Origin of the sequence: Streptomyces sp. NPDC085481 (assembly GCF_044541845.1) — a bacterium.
GTDB lineage: Bacteria > Actinomycetota > Actinomycetes > Streptomycetales > Streptomycetaceae > Streptomyces.
In genome coordinates this window covers 210632-231644 of sequence record NZ_JBITTJ010000012.1, presented here as the reverse complement: position 1 = coordinate 231644, position 21013 = coordinate 210632, and the positions used below count along the sequence as shown (strand labels likewise).

Annotated in this window: 12 protein-coding genes and 2 pseudogenes; 4 read left to right on the top strand and 10 right to left on the bottom strand. The window is 67.0% G+C overall.

The features are described 5' to 3' along the window. Positions 1–54 precede the first annotated feature (54 nt). Positions 55–2082 (top strand): hypothetical protein, encoded by a 2028-nt coding sequence (locus ACIGEZ_RS24745; protein ID WP_399834578.1) that lies wholly within the window; start codon positions 55–57, stop codon positions 2080–2082. A 454-nt stretch (positions 2083–2536) separates the two neighbouring features. Then, positions 2537–2899 (top strand): annotated as a pseudogene (locus ACIGEZ_RS24740) (MBL fold metallo-hydrolase); the annotation flags it as partial. 279 nt (positions 2900–3178) lie between these two features. Here the strand turns inward: ACIGEZ_RS24740 and ACIGEZ_RS24735 are convergent. The 3 genes from ACIGEZ_RS24735 to ACIGEZ_RS24725 are packed head-to-tail and all read right to left on the bottom strand — an operon-like array spanning position 3179 to position 8558. Further along, positions 3179–4006: a hypothetical protein gene (locus tag ACIGEZ_RS24735; protein WP_399834576.1), complete on the bottom strand. Its 828-nt coding sequence runs from the start codon at positions 4004–4006 to the stop codon at positions 3179–3181. After that, positions 4006–6450, bottom strand: a complete 2445-nt coding sequence (locus ACIGEZ_RS24730; RefSeq protein ID WP_399834574.1) for a WD40 repeat domain-containing protein — start codon at positions 6448–6450, stop codon at positions 4006–4008. The genes ACIGEZ_RS24735 and ACIGEZ_RS24730 overlap by 1 nt, the downstream gene beginning before the upstream one ends. Continuing rightward, a complete protein-coding gene (locus ACIGEZ_RS24725) occupies positions 6447–8558 on the bottom strand; it encodes an AAA family ATPase (protein ID WP_399834572.1) in 2112 nt (703 codons plus the stop codon). Before ACIGEZ_RS24725 ends, ACIGEZ_RS24730 begins: the two co-directional genes overlap by 4 nt. A 190-nt stretch (positions 8559–8748) precedes the next feature. Between ACIGEZ_RS24725 and ACIGEZ_RS24720 the strand changes: the two are divergent. Then, positions 8749–9096: pseudogene (locus tag ACIGEZ_RS24720) on the top strand (MBL fold metallo-hydrolase); the annotation flags it as partial. Positions 9097–9421: 325 nt separating this feature from the next. After that, complete coding sequence (locus ACIGEZ_RS24715) at positions 9422–10453, top strand: hypothetical protein (RefSeq protein WP_399834570.1); 1032 nt, start codon at positions 9422–9424, stop codon at positions 10451–10453. Positions 10454–10615: 162 nt separating this feature from the next. On the opposite strand, the gene ACIGEZ_RS24710 is transcribed toward ACIGEZ_RS24715, so the two are convergent. The 7 genes from ACIGEZ_RS24710 to ACIGEZ_RS24680 form a co-directional block, all read right to left on the bottom strand. Continuing rightward, positions 10616–12139 carry a hypothetical protein gene (locus ACIGEZ_RS24710; protein WP_399834568.1) on the bottom strand — a complete coding sequence of 508 codons (1524 nt, stop codon included), beginning with the start codon at positions 12137–12139 and terminating at the stop codon, positions 10616–10618. A 374-nt stretch (positions 12140–12513) separates the two neighbouring features. Further along, entirely contained in the window at positions 12514–13704 is a 1191-nt protein-coding gene (locus ACIGEZ_RS24705) for a hypothetical protein (RefSeq protein WP_399834566.1), read from the bottom strand. After that, a complete protein-coding gene (locus tag ACIGEZ_RS24700) occupies positions 13694–14932 on the bottom strand; it encodes a hypothetical protein (protein ID WP_399834564.1) in 1239 nt (412 codons plus the stop codon). The genes ACIGEZ_RS24705 and ACIGEZ_RS24700 overlap by 11 nt, the downstream gene beginning before the upstream one ends. Before the next feature lie 1147 nt (positions 14933–16079). Beyond that, positions 16080–17099: a hemolysin family protein gene (locus tag ACIGEZ_RS24695; protein ID WP_399834562.1), complete on the bottom strand. Its 1020-nt coding sequence runs from the start codon at positions 17097–17099 to the stop codon at positions 16080–16082. Next, positions 17096–18412 carry a hemolysin family protein gene (locus ACIGEZ_RS24690; RefSeq protein ID WP_399834561.1) on the bottom strand — a complete coding sequence of 439 codons (1317 nt, stop codon included), beginning with the start codon at positions 18410–18412 and terminating at the stop codon, positions 17096–17098. The genes ACIGEZ_RS24695 and ACIGEZ_RS24690 overlap by 4 nt, the downstream gene beginning before the upstream one ends. A gap of 130 nt (positions 18413–18542) precedes the next feature. Continuing rightward, complete coding sequence (locus tag ACIGEZ_RS24685; RefSeq protein ID WP_399834559.1) at positions 18543–19559, bottom strand: hemolysin family protein; 1017 nt, start codon at positions 19557–19559, stop codon at positions 18543–18545. Further along, positions 19556–20899 carry a hemolysin family protein gene (locus ACIGEZ_RS24680; protein WP_399834557.1) on the bottom strand — a complete coding sequence of 448 codons (1344 nt, stop codon included), beginning with the start codon at positions 20897–20899 and terminating at the stop codon, positions 19556–19558. Before ACIGEZ_RS24680 ends, ACIGEZ_RS24685 begins: the two co-directional genes overlap by 4 nt. Positions 20900–21013 lie beyond the last annotated feature (114 nt).

The window sequence follows — 21013 nt, the reverse complement described above, 5'->3', positions numbered from 1 at the left end:
AGACGAAGGGGCAAGGCGGGAATCCAAGCGACGCTGGGGGTAGTCGTGCACGTCATGGACGAGCGAATCGCCGCGTGGGCGCGCACGGCCACTCCCGACCAGCATCGGGGCGGCCCCACCCTTGATGATCTTGGCGGGCTGAACGAGGTCCTCGCCCACAAGGACCACCTCACAAGTGGCCCGTTCTTGGGTTTCCTCGTCAGTGCCGCTGCACAGGAGGCGCAACAGGCTCCTCTTCCGCCCGCACTGAGCGAGGCAGTCATCGCAGGGCTAGCGTCCTCCACTCGGCATCTCGCCTTCGCGGAGGCCGTCGACACACTGGCAGCCCATCCTCGTCTGGTAGGCGACCTGGGACCCAAGGCCACCAGGACACTGCTACGCCGCCTCACCGACGCCCAGGATGCGGAGGACGACCCAGCAACCGCCTTGATTGGTGCGGAAGCTGCTGAGTGTCTCGTTCAGCTCACCCTGGCAGGTGTCACCACTCCTGCTCAGTTGCTGGGAGCGATGGACATGGTCACAGAGGACACAAACGCTCTGCCGACCGAGTTCGCGGCAAGACTCCCCCGCCTGCTGGGCGTTTTGGACGCGCATCATCCTGGCGCCGGCCTGCGGGAAGCCCTGGAACGCTGCCTCACCCCAGAGCACACCTTCCGCGACGCAGCCTTCGAACTCGCGCTCGGCGACGTCCGAACCGCCTTGGAGCAGGACGGCTACCAGGCGATGGCTGAGCAGTTGGCTGTCTGCAGACGGCGTCTCGCCGAGCTGACTGCAGTCGACCCAGACCGACTCGACGCACAGATCTACTCGGCCGGTATCGATGGCCTGCTCGGCTTGTCAGCCCCCGATGCCCCCGCTCGCGTGGCAGCGGCGGCTCAGGCGTTGCAGGATCGGCTACAGCACTATCGGGCCTGGCGCCTAGGGACAAGCACACCTGCGTGGGCCAAGGGGCGACAGGACGACATCACCGCCTGGTACGAGCTGACCGTCCTCCTGGACCACGCTGTCCAGCACATGGGCGATGACGACCCGTGGTACACCCACGGCCACGGCATCTTGACTGCTCTTCTACGCGCCTACACCGCCCACCACACTGTGAGAGTGCTGACTCATACTCCGACCGAGCGGGTGGTCGAAACCCTCGTGGCTCCGGTCATCGAGGACGCCTTTCTCAGGCACGAGAACCGGTTCCGCATCCTTGAGCATGCTCTGACGCACGATGAGGACTTGCGAGACAATGAGGATGCGCAGCGCCTCCATGCGGTGCTCGAGGCGCGCTTGCGCAGTCCCGCCTTACAGGAGCCCGGGACGGTGGGTGACCCGGGAAAAGTCCGCCGCTGGCCGCAGCTGGCGGGCCAGCTGTCCGGAGAGTTCGCCGACTTCGCTGAGCTGAACAGCGACGATGTGCTGGATCGACTGGAGCTCGCGTTGCGCGACAGTGAGCACTTTCTCTCGGCCATCACTGACGCCAAATACAGTCGCTTGATGGACACGCTGGTCGCGAGACTGGTGCAGTCGCGTGACTGGATCCCCAAGGTCGCGGAGCCCTTCCAGGTCCTCCTGGAGGCAACGGTCCGCTTCGCTTTCCGTTGCTACGACGTGGGCCGCCAGATGGGTGGAAGCTACACCGAATATCTCCGTGGTCGCGACAAGGATGGGAAGAAGCAGAAGGTCGATGAGGCCCTGTTCCATCAGCACTATCGCGAGTTCCTTGCAGTCACTGCCCTGTTCCGGTTGGCCCACTGCGAGGTGATCGACAAGGCAGGAGGCCGCGCCGACGTGGTGGTTACCTTCCCTTGGGCGTACTTCAATGTCGAATGCAAAATTGAGGAAAAGGACGCGAGCAGGGACGCCCTACGCACCTACGTTGCTCAGGCGACTGAGTACCAAAACGCCGGCCCTTCCTTCGCGATCCTCTTGGCCCTGGACAAAACTGTCGGCAAAGCCGGTGCGATCAACCTGTTTGACAGCATCTGGATCGAGGAAGTTCAGCGCCCCGGCGAGTTGGAGCCATGCCTCGTGGTCGTTGTGCGCATTCCTGGTGGACGCGAGAACCCGAACGATCTGAGACCCGCCCCGTGATAGAGCCCAGCGACGATCGCGGGGTGGTGATCACTTGACGCGGCACAAGGGGCAGTGCCGCCCCCGGCCCGTTGAGGCCGTTGGCGAGACGCGCAGCAGTGATCTCGACCTTGCGGGTAATTGGTGATGTTGATTGGGGCGGCCTTGCGGAGCTCGTGCGGATGCTGGAGAGTCACCAGCCTGGAGGATGTGCCAGTAGCGGCACCAGCGGCTTGGAGAGTGGGGCGGCAGCTGCCGCCGAGGCGGCTGAGCCAGCCAGGTTGGGCCGGGCGTGTGATGCCTCGCAGATTAGCTCGCATCACCGCAGCGTCCCAGTGCTTCGAATGACAGGTGCGGCAGAGGAAGGGCGGTGGGGTACCCGGCCCGCTCGAACGAGGGCAGCTCGTATGTGGAAGCTGCTGCTGCGACTGACCTGATAGAGCGTCATATTGCCCAAGAATCACACGGACTATACGCCGCTGCCGGGTGGTGGCCAGACATTCACATGACGCCCGCGCAGGGGGTCCAGGCCCATCTTGACCTGCGGGGAGGCGCTCCGTCCGGTGTGATGCTGCCGATCCACTGGGGCACGTTCATCCTGGCTCCGCATGCGTGGGCGGAGCCGGGGGAGTGGACGAAGGACGCGGCGGAGGAGGCGGGGTAGGCGGTGGCGTTCCCGCGTCCTGGTGAGCCGTTCAAGCCGGCGGGGAAGGTGCCCGCGGATGCTTGGTGGCGTGGGGTGTCTCAGCCCCTCGCTCATCCGTGGCGCCGTCCGAAGCCGCCGCAGGTTCCCGAAGGGGCGCCCAAGCATGATCTCGTCCTGGCGGGGGATCAGTGACGTCGGGTGAGGGCGAAGGGCAGGGTCGTGGCTCTGCTTGCTCGCTTTTCGGCTGAGGATCGTGATCGTGCGCTGCGTGCTCTGGACGGCCCGTCCCGGCGGGAGTCTTCGGTGAGTGCCCAACGGTTCGTGCCCTTGCCGACCAGAGCGGGATCGTCCGCGGTTGTCGTCCGAACACGCATCGTGGATTGCTGCGCTAGATAGACGAAGGCGATGGTGTCTGACCGGTGGCATCGACGGTGCCACCGGTCGACATGGTCGGTTCGCCTGTTGCTTCGATCAACCCAAGTAGCGGGTCACGGCCTCGGCCGTTTTGCGGTTCGCAAGGTAGCCGGCCGCCTTGTGGAAGGCGAAGGCGCCGATCCCCGATCGAACATCTGTGGTGACCCTTTCGAAGCGCTCGGTGAGGGGCTGGGGAATTGCGACGAGGTCGCCGGGATCCGCGATGTTGACCCAGGCGGCTGCCCCGTGCGGTCGGCTGCCCTTTCCGCCGGTGCACGGGTGCTGAAGGTACGGGAAGACGATGTCGGGCATGGCGAGTGGGGACCCGACGGTGATTAGGGCGTCGACCTTCACGTCGTGTTGCCACAAGGTGTCGTACGCCACGACGGAGCCCAGCGAGTGGGCGATCAGTACGGTGGGCGAGGTCCGCTCGATCGCCTCTACGAGCCGCGCCTGGACTGCCTTGCGGGTGGTGGGGGAGTGAAGATAGGCGACGAGGTCGGGGAAGAAGCGAGCGATCAGACGTTGGACGGTGTCGTTGCCGAGCCCCTTTCGGCGGGCCACCGCATCGGCGACCCAGCGCAGAGGAGTGGCGATGCGCCCCTGGGCCTCGTCGAGGTTCACGCCGTGCAGCTCGGCCCATCGGCGGGCGGCGTCGGCAGCCAGGGGCGGCAGATGGTCCAGGTCCTCACCCTGGGGGATCTCGCCGGTGGGCTGGAGGAGGTCCGCGTAGTACACCATGTGCACGTCCGCCGCCTCGACGGGTTTTTCCAGGCCGCGGTTGAGAGCCGCAGTCCAAACCGCGCCGAGGCGTGCGGCGGCAGCGGACGGTTCGCGGTCGGGGTCGAACTGGTTGACGCCGTGGATGGTCAGGATCTGGGGCATCAGTCACTTCCTCGCGGTGTGGGCGGTTGCTGCTGGGTGGTGGCGAAGACGGAGACTTCGCGGCCGTATCCAACGACGAGGGTCCCGTCCTCATACGCGACTGTCTGAACGAAGTCGGGGAGGTCAATGCGGTCGATCTGTTCTCCGCTCGCTGGATCCCAGATGCGCACTGTGCCATCCCTGCTGCCAGAGAACAGAACCGGATGGCCTGAGAGTTCGCCGAACACGAGCGACCGGACGGCGTCACTGTGTCCATGCAGGGTGCGGAGTACGACGCCGTCGGCGAGGCACCGCAGCTTGATGAGCCCGGTGTCGTCTCCGGTCACGGTACAGGGCGTCGAGTTGAGCTTGCCTGCGGCTACGGCCTTGATGGCTTCGCTTTGAGATTGCTGTTGCAGTGGGTGTCCGTCCTCCAGCGAGGTGACGCGGTAGCTGCCGTCGAAGTGGCCGGTGACCACCACGGGTCCGTGGGCGTCATCGGCGATGGCCAGACAGGCGACGCTCTCTTGCCGCGAGGAGGGGAAGAGTAGGGGGTCGGGCTGGCGGCCGGTGTACGGTTCCCATCGCGCGACGATGCCGTCGTTTGCTCCCACGATCACCCGAATCCGTCCGTCTGCGGCGGTGTGTACGGCCACTGTATTGATGGACGCGCTGCCCGTACGAAGGGTGATGTCCCGCCGTTGCGTGGCGTAGTCCCATACGGCGAGCACGCCGCCGGCTCCACCAGCGACGATTTTCGACCGGTGATTGTGAGTGAAGATCGCACACGCCTGCAGGAAGTCCCGTTCAGGCACCGCCATGCGGGCCAGGGGCCGCCCCGCATCTGTGTCGAAAATCCGGACGTACGGGTCACTGCAGGTGGTGACGGCTCGCAGTAGGCCGTCCTCCCGGTGCAGTGTGATGGCGCGGACCCAGTTCCCGTGCCCTCCGGGAGCCCCGGATGGCCGCTCGCGGCGTAGGTCCCAGGTCCGCACCGTACAGTCCTTTGAGCCGGTCACCGCGATGGAACGGCTTTCCATGTCAGCTGCGACCGCGGCGGTGACGTCACTTGTGTGTCCGGCGAGTACGTCGCGCGGGTCACCCGTGTCGGCGTCCCAGGTACGAACGGTGTCGTCCTCTGAGGCCGTGAGCAGAACGCGGCGGCGTCCCACGGTGTGAGTGGTGATGACGGCGATGGAAGCTGCATGGGCCTGAGTCGTCCGCAGTAGCTCGCCTGACCCGAGATTCCAGGTGCGCAGGGTTCCATCGCGGTGGCCGACAACGGCGCACCAATGGTCGCGGGAGGCATGGACGGTGAGGGTTGAGACAGCGTCCCGCAGTCGTGCGGTGTCGAGGGCGCGGAGGGTGTGGAGGACCGTTCCCGTGTGTGCGTGCACGACGGTGCAGGCTCCGCTGGCATGACCGAAGAGGGCGATGCTCTGGTCTCCGACGTCGCCGACGAATTGGGCGGTGATTCGGTCGGCCGTGCGCAGCACCCCACGGTGCAGTACAGCTCCGTCAGACAGCGTGAATGCACTGACGACATTGCCCGCGGTCACGCTGAGTCCGAACTGAGTGCCGCGTTCCCGGCATGCGGCGACATACCGTGCTTGCCTGCCGGCGGCCGTGACGGTGATCGCGTGGACATCTCGTGTCCCTCGGGGCAAGTCGACCACGACGGGCCCGCCGCCCGTCGCCAGGACAATGCGGCCGTCCGAGGCAGGGGCGAGCTGTTTCACCGCGTTGCCGGTGTTCAGGGAACCCAGCGGTTTGCCGGACAGCGGGTCCCACCACACGAGCCGGTCGCTCCCCGTGAGGACGATGCTTCGACCCTCCACGGATGCAACCGCGATAGCGTCGACGGGAGCGGTGTGCAGCAGCACATGTCGTGCCTGGCCGGTGTGGAGATCCCAGATACGTGCTGTACGGTCCGCGCTGGCTGTCACGGCGACGGTGGTGTCGGCGAGTCGTGCGACGAGGATGGCGTTGATGCCCCCACCATGCCCGGACATGGTGACGCCGGCCGACGAGGAGACGTTGTCGGCGGTCGACCAGACGCAGCGCCAGGTTGGTTGCCGTCCCGGCGGTGCGATCTCGATCCTCTCCGCTAGATCCCCATGTCCGAGCCGCCTCGCGTCCAGAGCGAGGATCTGGCGTCTGGCACCAGAGTCGACGTGCTGATGCCAACTCAGCGAAGCACAGTACACGTCGAGGAGCCGGCGTGCCGGTCCGGGAAGTTCGTCACGGAAAGGGGGCAGCGCGGCGAGTACCGATCGCGGTTCCGCGTTGATGAGGAACTCGCCGTCTGAGAAGAGACGCTGCAGAGCTGACCAGCCGACCCGTGCTGCATGCTCGACGGCATGACGACGCATGTACGGGTCGGCCAAGTCCCAGCGATCGGTCTCGCCAGACCGTGGAAGAGCCTTCAACAGCTCCCGGAAGACCACATCCTCCGGGCCGTTCATGAGGCGTCACCGTCGTCGCAGAGGGCATTCGGATCGGGGAGATCTCGGGCGGATGCAATCAGGTGGTCGACAAGTTCCTGGTGGAACAGGCGGTACAGGGTGGTGCCGTATGAGGGGTCGACGTCCTGCCGTAAGTGGAACGACATTCCGGTGAGCACCGCGTCGACGTCTTCGCGGCCGGGCGCACTGCAGGCAGGCGGAAGCCCGGCGGCCACCTGGGGAAGTAGACGGGCTGGCATACCGCTGCCCTTGCCGAAGGCGAGAGCCGTCATGACACGACGCGCCCAAGGGTGCGTGCGCTCGTCTGCTAACTGACCCTCCAGCAGTGCTGCGAAGGTCATCGGCATCGCGGCCAGGGCAGCATCGACTGCTTCCTCGGTGAGGGGGGCAGCTTGCGTGAGGGACCGCGCTGCCATCTGGGCCTTGAGGAATTCCCCACCATGCGATGCCCTCACCACGCGCTCCGCGATTGTCCGTGCGATCCGGCTGCGCAACTTTCGCTCGGACGCGTAGGTTTCGCTCTCATAGAGCAGTCGCTCCACGTACGTCTTCAGATCTTGCTGGAGCTGCCCACGGTCCGCGGCGTCGAGGTCCACCAGCAGCTGGTTTCCGCCGGATACAGTGGCCGCCAGCTGAGGCAGCTGGTCCCAGTACGGCCGTACGCCCACCAAGAGCTGGCACGCCCGTCGGCGTGGCCCGTCGGTAAAGACCTGTTCGGCCAGTGGTAGAAGTAGTTCCACGGTAATGGACACCCTGTCGGTGGCCTCGTCCAGCCCGTCGACCACGATGAGCGGTTCATGGGAGAGCGAGGCGATGGCACTGACCAGTTGCTGGGAGCTCCAGCCCTCCGTCGGCTGCTCCAGGTCCAGCTGGGCGCCGATACTGTCCATCGTGTCTGCCAGGGTCATGTGCCGCGTGTGTACCGCGGCGACCAGGGGGCGTTGTTCGGGGCGCGCGGATGGCGGAATGTGCTGTACGAGCGTGTTGTGTAGAACCTTGGCTAGTTGGGTCTGCGTGCAGCAAACAACGGCGCCGAGAAGAGCAGACTTTCCGACACCTGGGCTGCCGGTTACAACGCACAAGGTGCCGTGGTCCGCGCCGTCCGACAGCCAGTCAGCCACCTCCACCAGCTGGTCCTGCCTCCCGGAGAAGAGGCTGCCCTTGTCGGTCGGGTCGACGTCGTGTCGCCCAGATGCCCTGGAGAGGTAATGGCCAATGTCTAGAGCCGGATGGACGACGCCGTCCATGAAGTCCTGAAGCCGCCAATAGTCCCCCAGCTTGTACACTTCTGCGGGATCTTCGCGGAACCAGGGATTGAGAAGAAACTCCGGGCTAGGCCCCTCTAACTTGCTGTAAACGAGGTCCTGCTCGGGAACGTCTGCTTTGTTGCACAGGTCGATCAACGTGCGATGCAACTCATCCCTGAACCACGTGAGGCGTACGAAGCGTTCACTCGGATCGATGCCCTTGTGGCCGCGTACGACTCCGGAAAGCACCTCGCACACGGCTTGGGAGAACCGTCCGCTCCATGCTTGTTCATCTGGCGGGCATGCAGCGATCACAAAGGTCCGCCGCTTGGCGTACTTAATGCGCGTCGTCCAGTCGAGGGCACCGCCGCCGTGGCAAACATCTAGCAGGAGCAGCAGTTGACCCGCCTTACGATCCGCGTTAATGAGGAACTGGCGGACATCGAAGGCCGTATCCCGGACGGCGTCGTGCTTGGGGTGGAGTGTGTCAGTGGCGGCGATCAGTAGATCGGACTCGCTGTTGACGTCGAGGAATCCGTGGCTGAGAACGTGTACGACCATCCTGTCCCCACCCTTAATGGCGGCCAGGACATCGTCCATGCGTGCTTTCAGCGTCTCGCTGTTGAGGTCCGGCAGATGGGTGGTCCCGGGCGCGACTAGCGGGCCGAGTTCGGCGGCCACACGACGGCCGAGCGCCGGCGCGAAGCGGAGGTCTCTCCAACTGGATCGACCGGGTGGCTCCTCGTCCTCCAGGTCTCCGTCACCTAGGCTCTCGCCCTCGGACACCGGGAGGCGGAACTTCGACATCGACACGACGATGGCCTTGGCGGGTGAAGGCGTCTGCTTCCCGTCGTCCCCCATGCTTGACACCCTTGTCTGCTTCCAACTGCGGGCAATCCTGTGGCAGTACGGTATGCCATCGTGGTGGGCGTCTGTCCCAAGACCGCGTCGATTGCGAGAAGCCAACGCGGCACGCGACCGAAGCGCTGATGCCTGATAGAGCGTCATGTCGCCCAAGAACCCCACGGACTATACGCCCCTTCCCGGCGCGTGGCCGGACATTCACATGTCACCCGCGCAGGGGGTGCAGGCCCACCTTGACCTGCAGGGAGGTGGTCCGGGTGGGGTGCTTCTGCCGATCCACTGGGCCACCTTCAATCTGGCCCCGCATGCCTGGGCGGAGCCGGGGGAGTGGACGAAGTACGAGGCCGAGGAGGTCGGCCAGGCGGTGGCGTTCCCAAGGCCCGGTGAGCCGTTCGAGGCTGCAGGGAAGCTGCCTGTGGAGCCGTGGTGGCGGGCTGTGTCGCATTCGATCGCTCAGCCGTGGCGTCGCCCCCGGCCTGCTGAGGTCGTTGCCGAGCCGCGCAGCGCCGATCTCGATCTCGCGGGCGAGCGGTGACGTCGATCGGGGACGTCCTTGCCGAGGTCGTGCGGATGCTGGAGCGTCTCCCGTCCGAAGGGCGCGACCGTGTGCTGCGGGCATTGGAGGGGGAACCCCGCAGAGAGCAAGCGGCCGTCGTCCAGCGGTTCAGACCCTTGCCGACCGCGCAGGACCCGTCGCGAGTTGTGGTCCGAACGCGCATCGTCGATCGCTGAGCTGCAGTTTCGTGCGGATCTTCCGGATTCTTGGCGGTTCGTGGGTGTCGGGATGTGCTCCTTCTAGCAGTCGGCCGGCGGAGGCGGTCGGGCAAGGCATGATCGAGTTCTCTGGGGATTGGTGTGGTGTGAGGGATTGGCGGACCGATCCGACGTTCGCGATGTGCCGGGCGCTGGTGGACGGAGCGGATCTGGCCTCGTTCGCGGGAGGCGCGTTCGATGTGCGGGCGGTGGTGGCCGACATCCAATCCGGGGCCTACAGCAGGTTGCTCCTCGACGCCGTCCCCTGGGGGAACTTCCCTCACGGCGACGATGCCCGGGAGGCCGTTCACTTGCTGCACACCGGCGAGGACCTCGCTAGCCACGCGACGGGCGTGCTAGGGGGCCTGTGCGCCAACGACAGCCGGGCCGCAGCCGCCCTCGCCGTACCGTTCCTGATCTCCATCGCCACTGATGCCCACCACCCACACCGTGCCGCCGCCCTCGCCGTACTCTCCGGCCCGGCCCGCGCCCGGCACTTCGGCGTCGCCTCCCGCGATGAACTCCTGCTCCACCGCAACGATCCTCGGCGCCACGCCCCCGACGACTACGACGACTACAGCGTCGAGGTGACGGGTTACCCGGCAGGCTGGTCGGTGGCCGCCGCCCGAGCCGCGATCACCGCCGAAGCACCCGTACTCCTGCCGCTTCTCAACGACTCCGACCCCACCATCCGCATTGACGCCGCCTACGCCCTGGCCACCGCCGCCGACCCCGACCACGTGGTCCGAACCGCCCTTGCCGCCAGGTTCGCCACCGAGCATGACGCCATGGTCCGCGCCGCCCTGCTCCTCGCCGTCGCCGAGACCGCCCGAGCTCACGTACAGCCGCCGGCCGTCTCGTGGTTCCGCGAGCGGTGGCAAGACCGGACAGAGGCCCCCGAAGTCCGCCTGGCCGCGGCAATCGGCTGGCTCTGCCTCACGGACGAACCCGCCCCCGAGGACCTGCACCAGACCATCGACACCTTTGCCACAGAAGAACGCGCGCACGCCATGGACACTCTGCCGTGGATGTACGCCGCCGCCGGAACCGGTGAACCGGGACTCTCGCGCTGTATCCGCTGCATGCTCCACCCCGAAAAGCCCGAACCGTACGACGACCCCTGGGCCTTCTCGCTTTGAGCGACCGGCCTCGGCCCCGTTTGCGCATCGAAGTTGTCTACCGGGGCCAGGGAGGGTTCCCGTGTCCGGGCGAGCCGTTCGAGCCTGCGGGGAAGCTGCCAGAGAAGCCGTGGTGGCGGGCTGTATCCCATCCGATCGCTCACCCGTGGCGTAAGCCCCGCGTTACCACTCGTTGCTGTTGCCCTGGGCGATCCGCAGGATCTGGCTGGCGAGTCGCTGCACCACGTCGCTGTATCGCTCGCTGTCAAACTCGTCGGCCGCAGAGACCGCTGGGAACATCTGCTTGATGAGATCTGCGACCAACCCCGCAGGGAACCAATCCGGCAATTCCGAGATTCGCTGGAATATCCGAGTTGCATCGGTTCCGTCACGGCTGAAGGTCTCACCCCACTGCCCCATCGCTTCGATCATCGCCGGCAGCAGGTCTGGGTTTCCCTCGAGTGCTGTCTCCAGGGTCTCTCGAACTTCTCCGCCGTGGCTGGCACCCGCAGTCCATGCAAGCAGCCGGCGTGCGTAATTGCTGTTGTCCGCCCAGGCAGTGGGAGCCTTCCAGTCTTCAGCCAGCAGGAGCTTCGTGGCTTCGGCGGCTGCCGCATCCTGCAGTGCCTCGTGACCCTGCTGTTTCGCGATGGTGCCGAGATGCTGAAGCAGAACGACCGAGGCAGCCAGAGGCGTCTGCTCGCTGGCCTGACGAATGAGGGCACGGTAAGTGGTCTCGTCGGCGTTGCGGGCCACAGTCGCCGCACGCCGGGCCGTAACGTCTAGCCCCATCGCCGTCAGCGATGGCACGGGGGGAAGAGCGTTCGCCAACGGCAGCGCCTCGATCAGGCGTGCGTACAGTGCCGCGTCATAGTCACGGTGCTTCACCCGGCCCCAGGGGCCTGCCGATTCCAGTAGTTCCCAGTGCTCCCGCACCGCACGCTGCTGGTCTGTTTCGACCGGTCCAGAGACGGCGAGGGTCGGCTCGGGCGGAGAGACGGCCCGGTTCCCTCGCCAGGCGGCGCTCAGTGCCGCTGAGGCGCGCTGCAGCTCGGCGACCGCGTCCGGCCATGCCTGGTCGTCCTCGGTCGGCGGGCGTCCTGGCCATCGACCTGCTGCGGCAATCAGTTCTTCGACCCGTCGTTCTACCCAGTCGCACCACGGTCCGAGACTCTGGTCGGCGGCAGATACGGCGTGGAGCTCGGCAACGACCTCTACGGCCAGGGGTTCTAGTTCGGCCAGGCTCGCGGCGAGAGCTCCGTTCAGCGCATCCTCGTGAGGCTTGGTCTCTGCCCTGGACGGCTCGACGGTCAGGCGGTCCCCGTCCAGATCGAAGACGGGCATCGTCCTGTTCGTGTGGAGACGCAATGCCTGCCAATCCTGAGCCGCTTGATGCGCGAGGCGACGTCGCTGGCGACCGACGCTAACCATCTTCCCTACCGCCCGGGCCGCCGCCACGACCGTCGTCGCACTGGCCGTGGCGACGCTCAGCGGAAGCGGGTCGAAGGAGAGCACGGATGCTTCCGCGACTTCATCGTTGTTCAGGTGCCACGACCGCTGAATCTGGTCGTGCTCGGCCAGTTGCGCCGCCTTCCACTCCCGCAGCATCCCCGGAGGGAACCGGGCGGCGTTTTCATCGATCTCATACGAGTGCTCGATGCATAGCAGGAGCAAGTTCTCCCCGCTGCGGTTCGCCTCGTCCGACATGCCGGCGTTCCATCGGGGGCCACCCTCCCTGCGAGCGTGGATGTGCGCGACGCGGCTGTTGAGGGTCCGATCGCCCGTCTCGTTGTCCAACCGGAACAAGGGGCGCTGACAGTCCGGCTTGCCGCAGCGGAAAGCGGTTCCGTACAGCTGTTTCACTGTTGCGTCTGTCGGCGCGGGATGTTCTACCGGGCGACGATTCGGGTTCCCACCTGTCACCGAGGCATTGTGCCCCATGCGGCGACGGCCAGCGGCAACTTCCGCGCACCAGGGTCCTTAGCTCGGAATGCAGCCACGGCCAGCCTCTCACGTGCGGTTCATTGAGAGTGCGGCCTGGGTTGGGACAGGCGGGTGCCTGCCCCAACCCAGGTGCGTGATCACTGATGCTTAGCCTGGCTGAGCGAGGCTGTTGCGGCTCGGTCGAAGGGCAGGTCCTTCAAGGGGAGTAGGTGTTTCGTCAACTCTGGCACCGCCTTCGCCAGGCAGTCCATGGCAATTCCCAGGGCCTGTCGGTGCTCTCGCGCGAAGAGGTGATCGAACGCCGGCGCCTTCCAAGCGTCGCCGCCGAGTAGGGCGTCGAAGACCGCCAGGTCGATCGTCTGCGGCAGCTGGCGGGCAATTGGACTTCGGCGCCGAAGCCGTTCGGCGAGGTCCATGAAGTTGACCAGCCACACTGGTGTCTGCGACATCGCATCGCGGACGGAGGGGACAGGTCGCTCAATCGCGGGTGCACCTGCCGACCGGTACGCCTGATGGATGGTTACGAGCTCCTCACGGAGCAAGGCGTCAGCCATCTCCGCCACTCGCAGGATCTGGCGGTCGTGAGGGTCTCCGGTGTTCAGCCCCTGCTCGATCTCTCGTCGCGCCCCCTCGGAGCCCACGGTGTCGGTCCGGCCGCCGGCGCGTAGGGCTGCGGATACCAGCGCTTGGAGAACGTGACCGGCCAACAGCTTGGCCAAAGGGTTGGGAAGAACTGTCCCGGTGCGTGTCACCTCGTTCAGGGTCAGCAGCGCTCCTAGGACTCTGTGAGGATCAGCCAGGAGTGCGTCGTGCCTGAGGAAGGAGACGAGCCCTGATGGGAGATCTCCGATCTTCTTGAGTTGCTGGTCCGCGGCAGCGCTCTCCTCCTTGAAGGCGGTCTCCCCGATGGTGGCGAAGTGCTGCGGTACGTGTTCTAGGACTTGCTCACGACGCTCCAGCTCCGAGCTGGCAAACAGGTCAACCCCGATGTGGCGCGCTACCCCGCGGCCGGCCTCAGTGACGGTTTGGCGAACGAGCGCCGAGCGGTCCGCACCGACGAGGGCCTGCAGCCCCCGCAACCACAAGAGGCGGTCCTGCTCCCCGCTCTGTCCGCGGGTGGACTTGCACTCGCTGATGCCGATGTGGGGACGGAGTCTTGAGTCGAAGTCGATCGACAGCACGTCGACGTCCGTTACCGTACGCGGCCGCCCTCCGACGCTCTGCGTGACGGGGTGACGTACGCGGACGAGTGCGCCATCCGCGAACTCCGCTCGGGCGAACCGGCGTTCCAGTTCGTCACCCTTTTCCTTTCCAGCCCTACCGGTCATAGCGCCGCCGCCCCATTTCCTGTCGCAGTGCGGCGAGAATATCTTGCGAAGCGCTGGGGCTGGGGGCTGCTTCCTTAGGGGACTGGACCAGGCGTCGTGCACGTTCCGCTTCGGGGTGGCGGTAGCCGCGCTGTCCTTGTAGGGCACCCGACGTGGTGTTTCCGTCTGCGCTGTCCTCAAGGTAGGTGATGGCTTCCTCGGCGACGTCTGCCTGCAGGAGGACGAACTTCTTGAACCTGCATGCCGGCTCAACGCGGACGATTCCCGCAGTTTCGAGCATGGAGTAGTCGGTGCCGATGTTGGATGCGTCTCCTGCCTCGCCGTTTCGTACCAGCTTTCGAAGGAAGGCTGTTGGTGCGAAGAGCCGGTTACTGGCGAATCGTCGAGCGAACACCATGGAGCCGATGAGCTGACGCACGTGCCCGGACGGGTCGGCTCCCGTCGGGGCGTCGAACACGGATCGCCCCATGTGTGGAGAGAAGAGGAATGCTCGCTCCTGGCCTCCGAGCGTGGTGACGATAGATCGCAGCAGAAGTCCTTGGGAGACGGCATAGTCCACCCACTTGCGTTCTCCGGACTGGATCTCGTCCTCGGATATCCCAGCCGTCGCAGCCACCTCCTCCAGAACGGCGCTCAGTGCCGCTCGTATGGCCCCATCCTCGGCCTGCAAAGCGGCATGAGAATGATCTTTGTCAACTGCCCAGACATTGGGGTTGAAGAGCACCTCGTCCCCGTCGGCGCTCCGCTGACGAGTGCAGAGGTGCAGGGATTCAAGGTTTTCGATCGCCCGGGCCGCGAGTTCTTCGGGTCCGAGTGCCGCGCACTCCTCCTTTGCCGTCGAGATGGTGATCGGCATGATGGTGGTCATGCGGAGAATCGTGAGAGCCATCATTTCAAGCGGTTCAGGCATGACGTTACTGAGAACGCTGTCGGCACGTTGGTAGAGATCGTCGACAGGCGGGATTTTCTCGGACACCACCTTGATGGCGCCCTCATGGTCGCGCTCAAGGTCGACAAGGCCCAGCACCTCAAGCGTGGGAAGGAACTCCCTACGGATCTCTCGTTTGCTGATGCCGGCGCTGACGCCAAGGGCCTCGACACGCTCGGGTGAGCTGACACCGCTGCCCCGTAGCCGGAGAGCGAGCTCAAAGATTCGGCCTGCGAACTCAAGCTGGGCCAGATCAGCCTTGGGCTGGCTGGCCCCGTAGGTGCTCAGGTGTCGTGACATGCCGACAAGAAGTTCTGCAGTTGGTAGCAACGGAGTCTCCAGGAGGGCAGCGGCAAGTCGCCACAGCATCGTTGTGGTCCGGCGGCCGGGTGACCTCAGCCGCAGTCCATGGTGCGCCCCACCCTGCCCGGATAGTCATCCTTTCGGAAGATCCGGTCTCTGTCTGCGTGACGATCAGGACCGGCGTCGGTGGTGAAGGTCGGGGTCACGTGCCGCCAGATCGGTTGGGGTCTCCGGCGAAGCCAGAGCCCGTATGCCGAGGGGTGACTGCCCGCCGGGGCCGACGGTCGGGATCACCGTGTCAGTGCGGCCCTGTCGCCAGCTTGCCAACCGTGTCCAGAACGCTTTCACGGCCCTTGGAACTCCCCTGACGCAGGACCAGGAAGCCACGTTGTGGCCGCGACGACCGCATGTTTGAACATGGGCGAAGGGCGGACCCGGGGCCAGGCGGAGTGGATTCCGCCGCTGCGGGAGGTCCCCCGTGGTGCGTGAGGGGGTGGACCGCGACGAAGCTGCATTGGGGGCTTGCTATGGGCATCCGTGGCGGTCGCCGAGCGGTGATCAAGAGTGGCGCGGCGACTCGGCAGCGCGACCTGAAGGCCAACACAACACGATTTTCTGAGAAGTGATTGAGCGTCATATTGCCTCACCCGTGGCGTCGGCCCCAGCCGGTCGAGGTTCCTGCCGAGTCCCCCGCGCACGATCTCGACCTTGCGGGTGATCGGTGACGGCGAAGGAGGATGACTTCGGCGGGATCGTGCGCCTGCTGGCACGTCTTTCCAGCGAAGAGCGCGATCGTGTGGTGCGCGCGCTGGATGGCGCGCCCCGCCAGGAGCGTTCGAGGGGTGCCCAGCAGTTCAGGCCCTTGCCGACTCAAGAGGGACCGTTCCCGGTTGTCGTCCGAACACGCATCGTGGACTGTTGAGCCATACCAACGTGCTGGCCGTTCTGGTTGATCGGGGGCCATGGCCTGTGAGGCATAGCGCGTCTGCCCAATGCTTCCCCGGTGACTACGAGTGGCGACCTGGCCCATGGTCTGCCGGCGCACCCACCGGGTCGCCCATCACCACCTCCGATCCCTTACGTCCAGCCTCGCCCGGGCTGTCCGTCACCGCACGGGATGCGCGTCCGGCGCGGTTGCGATAGGTCACACGGTCTGCGGCCCCATGATCCGGACCAACAGGTCGTCGAGGCTGACCAGGCCGGTGAGCACACCCTGGGCGTCCCGTACGAGGGCGAGGGAGGCGCGGCGCTGGCGGAGCTGTTCGACGGCGTGGGAGATGGTGTCGGTCGCGGCCAGTTCCGGTACCGGTCGGGCCAGGTCGCCGGCGGTAACGGTCCGCCCGCGGGTGCGTGCGACCAGAACGTCGCGGGTGTGGACGGAACCGAGGATGCGGTCGCCGTCCCTGACGAGGAGGCGGGAGCGGTCGGCGTCGGCGGCGCGGGCGAGGACCGCGTCGAGGCCGGCTCCGGCCTGGACGGAGACGATGTCGTCCGCCGGGGTCTGGAGTTCGGCGACCGGGGTCTGCGGTTCGGTCAGGGAGCGGGTGATGAGCTGTGAGTCGGTCTTGTTGATGAGGCCGAGGCGCTCGGACTCCTCGACGAGGTGGGTGAGCTGTTCGCGGTTGTGGACGGCGGTCAGTTCGTAGCGGGGCTGGACGCGGCACATCCGTACGAGTGCGTTGCTGACCTTGTTCAGGACCCAGAGCAGCGGACGTACGGCCTTGACCACGGCACGGAACGGCGGGGTGAGCAGCATGGCGGAGCGCTCCGGGTGGGCGATGGCCCACGACTTGGGGGCCATCTCGCCGACGACCATGTGCAGGAACACCACGATGATCATGGCGACGGCGAACGCGATGCCGTAGCTGAGGGCCGTGGGCAGGCCGAGTTTGACCAGCAGGGGGTCGAGCTCGTGGGAGATCGCGGGCTTGGAGATGGAGCCGAGCCCCAGGGTGCAGATGGTGATGCCGAGCTGGGCGCCGGCGAGCATCAGCGACAGTTCGCGCATGCCGGCGAGCGCGGCCTTCGCGCCGCGCTGACGGTCCGCGACGGCCTTCTCGATGCGGTGCCGCTTGGCGGCGACGAGCGCGAACTCGGCCGCGACGAAGAAGCCGCTGCCGATCAACAGCAGGACGGTGACGAAGAGGGCCATGGGGAAGCTCATGCCTGGGCCTCCTCGGCGGCAGACTCGACGCGTTCGATGCGGACGCGTTCGGGGACGTGACGGTCGAGGCTCAGGACCTCGATCCGTACGTCGTCGACGGTGAGGCGGTCCCCGATCGTGGGGAAGCGGCCGAGGCGGTCGATGATCAGGCCGGCCACGGTGTCGTAGTCCTCCTCCTCGGGCAGGGCGATGCCGGTGGCGTCCTCGACCTCGTCCAGGCGGCGGCCCGCGTCCACGCGCCAGCCGTCGCCGTCGGGCACCGCCAGGGCGACGACGGTGTCGCTCTCGTCGGCGATGTCGCCGACCAGTTCCTCGGCGATGTCCTCGTAGGTGACGATGCCGGCGACGCCGCCGTGCTCGTCCAGGACGACGGCGAACTCGTCGTCGGACTCCCGCATCTGTGCCACCGCCTGCGGCAGCGGCAGCGTGTCGGGCAGCAGCAGGGGCGAGCGGCCGGCCTCCCCTGCGCTCATGCTCTCGAACCGGTCGGCGGGCAGGCGGACGAGTTCGCGTACGCCGAGGACGCCGGCGACGTCGTCGGGGTGGTCGCCGAGGACCGGGTAGTTGGAGTGGCCGTACTTCGCGATCAGTTCGACGGCTTCGGTGAGCGGGGCGTCCTTGCGTACGAACACGGCGTCCACGCGCGGCACCATGACCTCGTCCAGGGTCCGCTCGGAGAACTCCAGGGCGTGGTCGAGGAGCTCGGCGGTATCGGCCGGCAGCTGGCCCTGCTCGTGGGACTCCCCGATCAGGTGGCTGAGCTCTTCGAGCGTCGCGCCGTGGTGCAGCTCCTCGACCGGCTCGATACCGACCTTGCGCAGCAGCTTGTTGGCGGCGCCGTCGAAGACGTGGACGACCGGTCCGACGATCCTGAGGTAGACGAGGGTGGAGGAGGCCAAAGACTTGGCCAGCCGCTCGGGCACGGCCAGCGCCAGGTTCTTCGGGGCCAGTTCGCCGAGCACCATCTGCAGCACCGTCGCCACCACGAAGGCGAGGACGACGGAGATGACAGAGACGGCGCCCTCGGACAGCCCCGTCCCCTCCAGTGCGGGCTTGAGGAGCGCCGAGACCGACGGCTCGGCGAGGAAACCGACGACCAGACCGGTGACGGTGATGCCGAGCTGGGCGCCGGAGAGCATGAAGGAGAGCCGTTCGAGGACCTTCAGGGCGCGAGCAGCCCGCTTGTCGCCTGCCGCTGCCTCGCCGGCGAGCGCGATGCGGTCGGCGGCGACGTAGGCGAACTCCTGGGCGACGAAGTAGCCGGTGCCGGCGGTCAGCACGAGGACGGCCAGCAGGCCGAGAGCGGCGTTCATCGGCTACCGCACCCCTTCACGCAGGGCGTAGGGGCGCGTCGATCTGGCGGACAAGGAGGTGCTCCTTCGTGGGGCGGTGAGGGCGGTGATCAGGACTGAGTATCTGCGGGTACGCGACGGCCGCGCGGGATCACACGGAGGCGGGGCCGACCAGCTCCTCCAGGACGTCCTCCATCGTCACGTAGCCCAGGACAGTGCCGGCCTGGCCGGTGACGGCGGCGAGGTGGCTGCCGACGGCGCGCAGGGCGGTGAGGGTGTCGTCCAGCGGGGTGTCGATCCGTACGCGGGTCACGGCGTGGAACGCGGTGCGTGGGAACGGCTTGTCGCGGTCCGTGACGCCGAGGGTGTCCTTGATGTGCAGGTAGCCCAGGACGGCTCCGGCGGGGCCGGTGACCGGGAGGCGGGAGTAGCCCGCGCGTGCCGCCGTCCGCTCCAGCTCGGCAGGGGTGATCCGGTGGTCGACCGTGACCATCCGGGCGGCGGGGACGAGGATCTCGCCTACCGGCCGGGTTCCCAGCTCCAGTGCGTCGCGCAGTCGCTCGCCGTCGGCGGGTGACAGCAGTCCGGCCTCGCTGGTGTCCTGGACCATGCGGGCGAGTTCGTCGTCGGTGAAGACCGAGGAGACCTCGTCCTTCGGCTCGACCCGCAGGAGGCGCAGCAGCGAGTTGGCGAAGGCGTTGATGCCGAAGACGACGGGCTTCAGCGCGTGGGTGAGGGCGACCAGCGGCGGGCCGAGGAGCAGCGCGGTCTTCACCGGGGCGGCAAGCGCGATGTTCTTGGGGACCATCTCGCCGATGAGCATGTGCGCGTACGTCGCGAGGGTGAGCGCGATGACGAAGGCGATCGGGTGCACCAGGGCATCCGGTACATGGGTGGCCTCGAACGCCGGCTCCAGAAGGTGGGCGATGGCCGGTTCGGCGACCGCGCCGAGCACCAGCGAGGAGGCGGTGATGCCGAGCTGGGCGGTGGCCAGCAGGGCGGAGATGTGCTCCAGGCCCCACAGGGTCATGCGGGCGCGCCGGTCGCCATCGCGGGCAAGCGGCTCGATCTGGCTGCGGCGCACGGAGATCAGGGAGAACTCGCCGCCGACGAAGAACGCGTTCGTCAGGAGGGTGAGGAAGCCGATGGTGAGCTGGAGCGCGGTCATCGGGACACCCCGGCCTCGGCGTGCTTGTGCTCCGAAAGGCGAGCGGGCTCGGTGAGGTGGATCCGGTCCGCGCGGTGGTGCTCGATGTCGAGGACGTCGAGGCGCCAGCCGTCGAGCAGGATCGCGTCGCCCTGGGCGGGGATGCGGCCGAGGCGGGTGGCGATCAGGCCGGCCACCGTTTCGTACGGGCCGTGGGGCGCCCGTAGCCCTATGCGGGCCAGCTCGTCGATCCGTACGCCTCCGTCGGCCTCCCAGGTGGCACGGCCGTCCTCGGTGGGCGGCGCGGGCAGCAGGTCGGGAACCTCGACCGGGTCGTGCTCGTCACGGACCTCGCCGACGACCTCCTCGACGATGTCCTCCACCGTCGCCACGCCGGCCATGCCGCCGTACTCGTCGATGACGACCGCCATGGTCCGGTGCTCCCGCATCCGCTCCAGAAGTCGGTCGGCGGGCGGCGTCTCGGGCACGAGGAGCGGCTCGGTCACCAGGTCGGTGATCGGGGTGGCCGCGCGGGCGTCCGGTTCGAGGGCGAGGACGTCACGGATGTGGACGGTGCCGATCACGTCGTCCAGGGAGACCCGGTAGACCGGGAAGCGGGAGAGACCGGTGGCGTATGTGAGGTTGGCGGCGTCGGCGGCCGTTGCCTGCGCCTCCAGGGCGCGGACGTCGACGCGTGGCGTCATCACGTTCTCCGCTGTCAGCTCGCCCAGGTGGAGCGTACGGACGAACAACTCGACGGAGTCGGCCTCGATGGCCCCCTCAGCGGCCGAGTGCCGGGCGAGGGAGGCCAGCTCGGCGGGGGTGCGCACGGTGGCCAGTTCCTCGGCCGGCTCCAGGCCGAAGCGGCGTACGAACCTGTTCGCGGTGTTGTTGAGGTGCCGGATGAACGGCCCGAAGGCCGCGGTGAAGCCCCGCTGGGGTCCGGCCACGACCTTGGCAACAGCCAGCGGGCGGGAGATCGCCCAGTTCTTCGGGACCAGCTCGCCCACGACCATGAGGACGACGGTGGAGATAGCCACACCGAGAACAGTGGCGAGCGAGGACGCCGCACCGCCGAGCCCGATCGCTTCCAGCGGACCGCGCAGCAGCGCCGCCAACGACGGCTCGGCGAGCATGCCGATCACCAGCGAGGTGACGGTGATGCCCAGCTGGGCACCGGAGAGCTGAACGGTCAGCCGTCGGACGGCGCGCAGTGCGCCCTCGGCTCCGCGCTCCTTCGCCTCGACGGCCCGCTCCAGCTCACCGCGCTCCACGGTGGTCAGGGAGAACTCGGCCGCGACGAACACCGCACACGCCAGCGTGAGGGCCAGGGCCAGAAGCAGCAGAAGCACTTCGGTCACCGTGCCACCCCCGCTCCCTGGCTCGACGCGTCAGGGCAGGCGGTGGCACGGCTGGTACTGGGAGGCTCACCCATTGCGGGTCGCTCACTCCTTGTCGTACTCGGGCGGATCGGG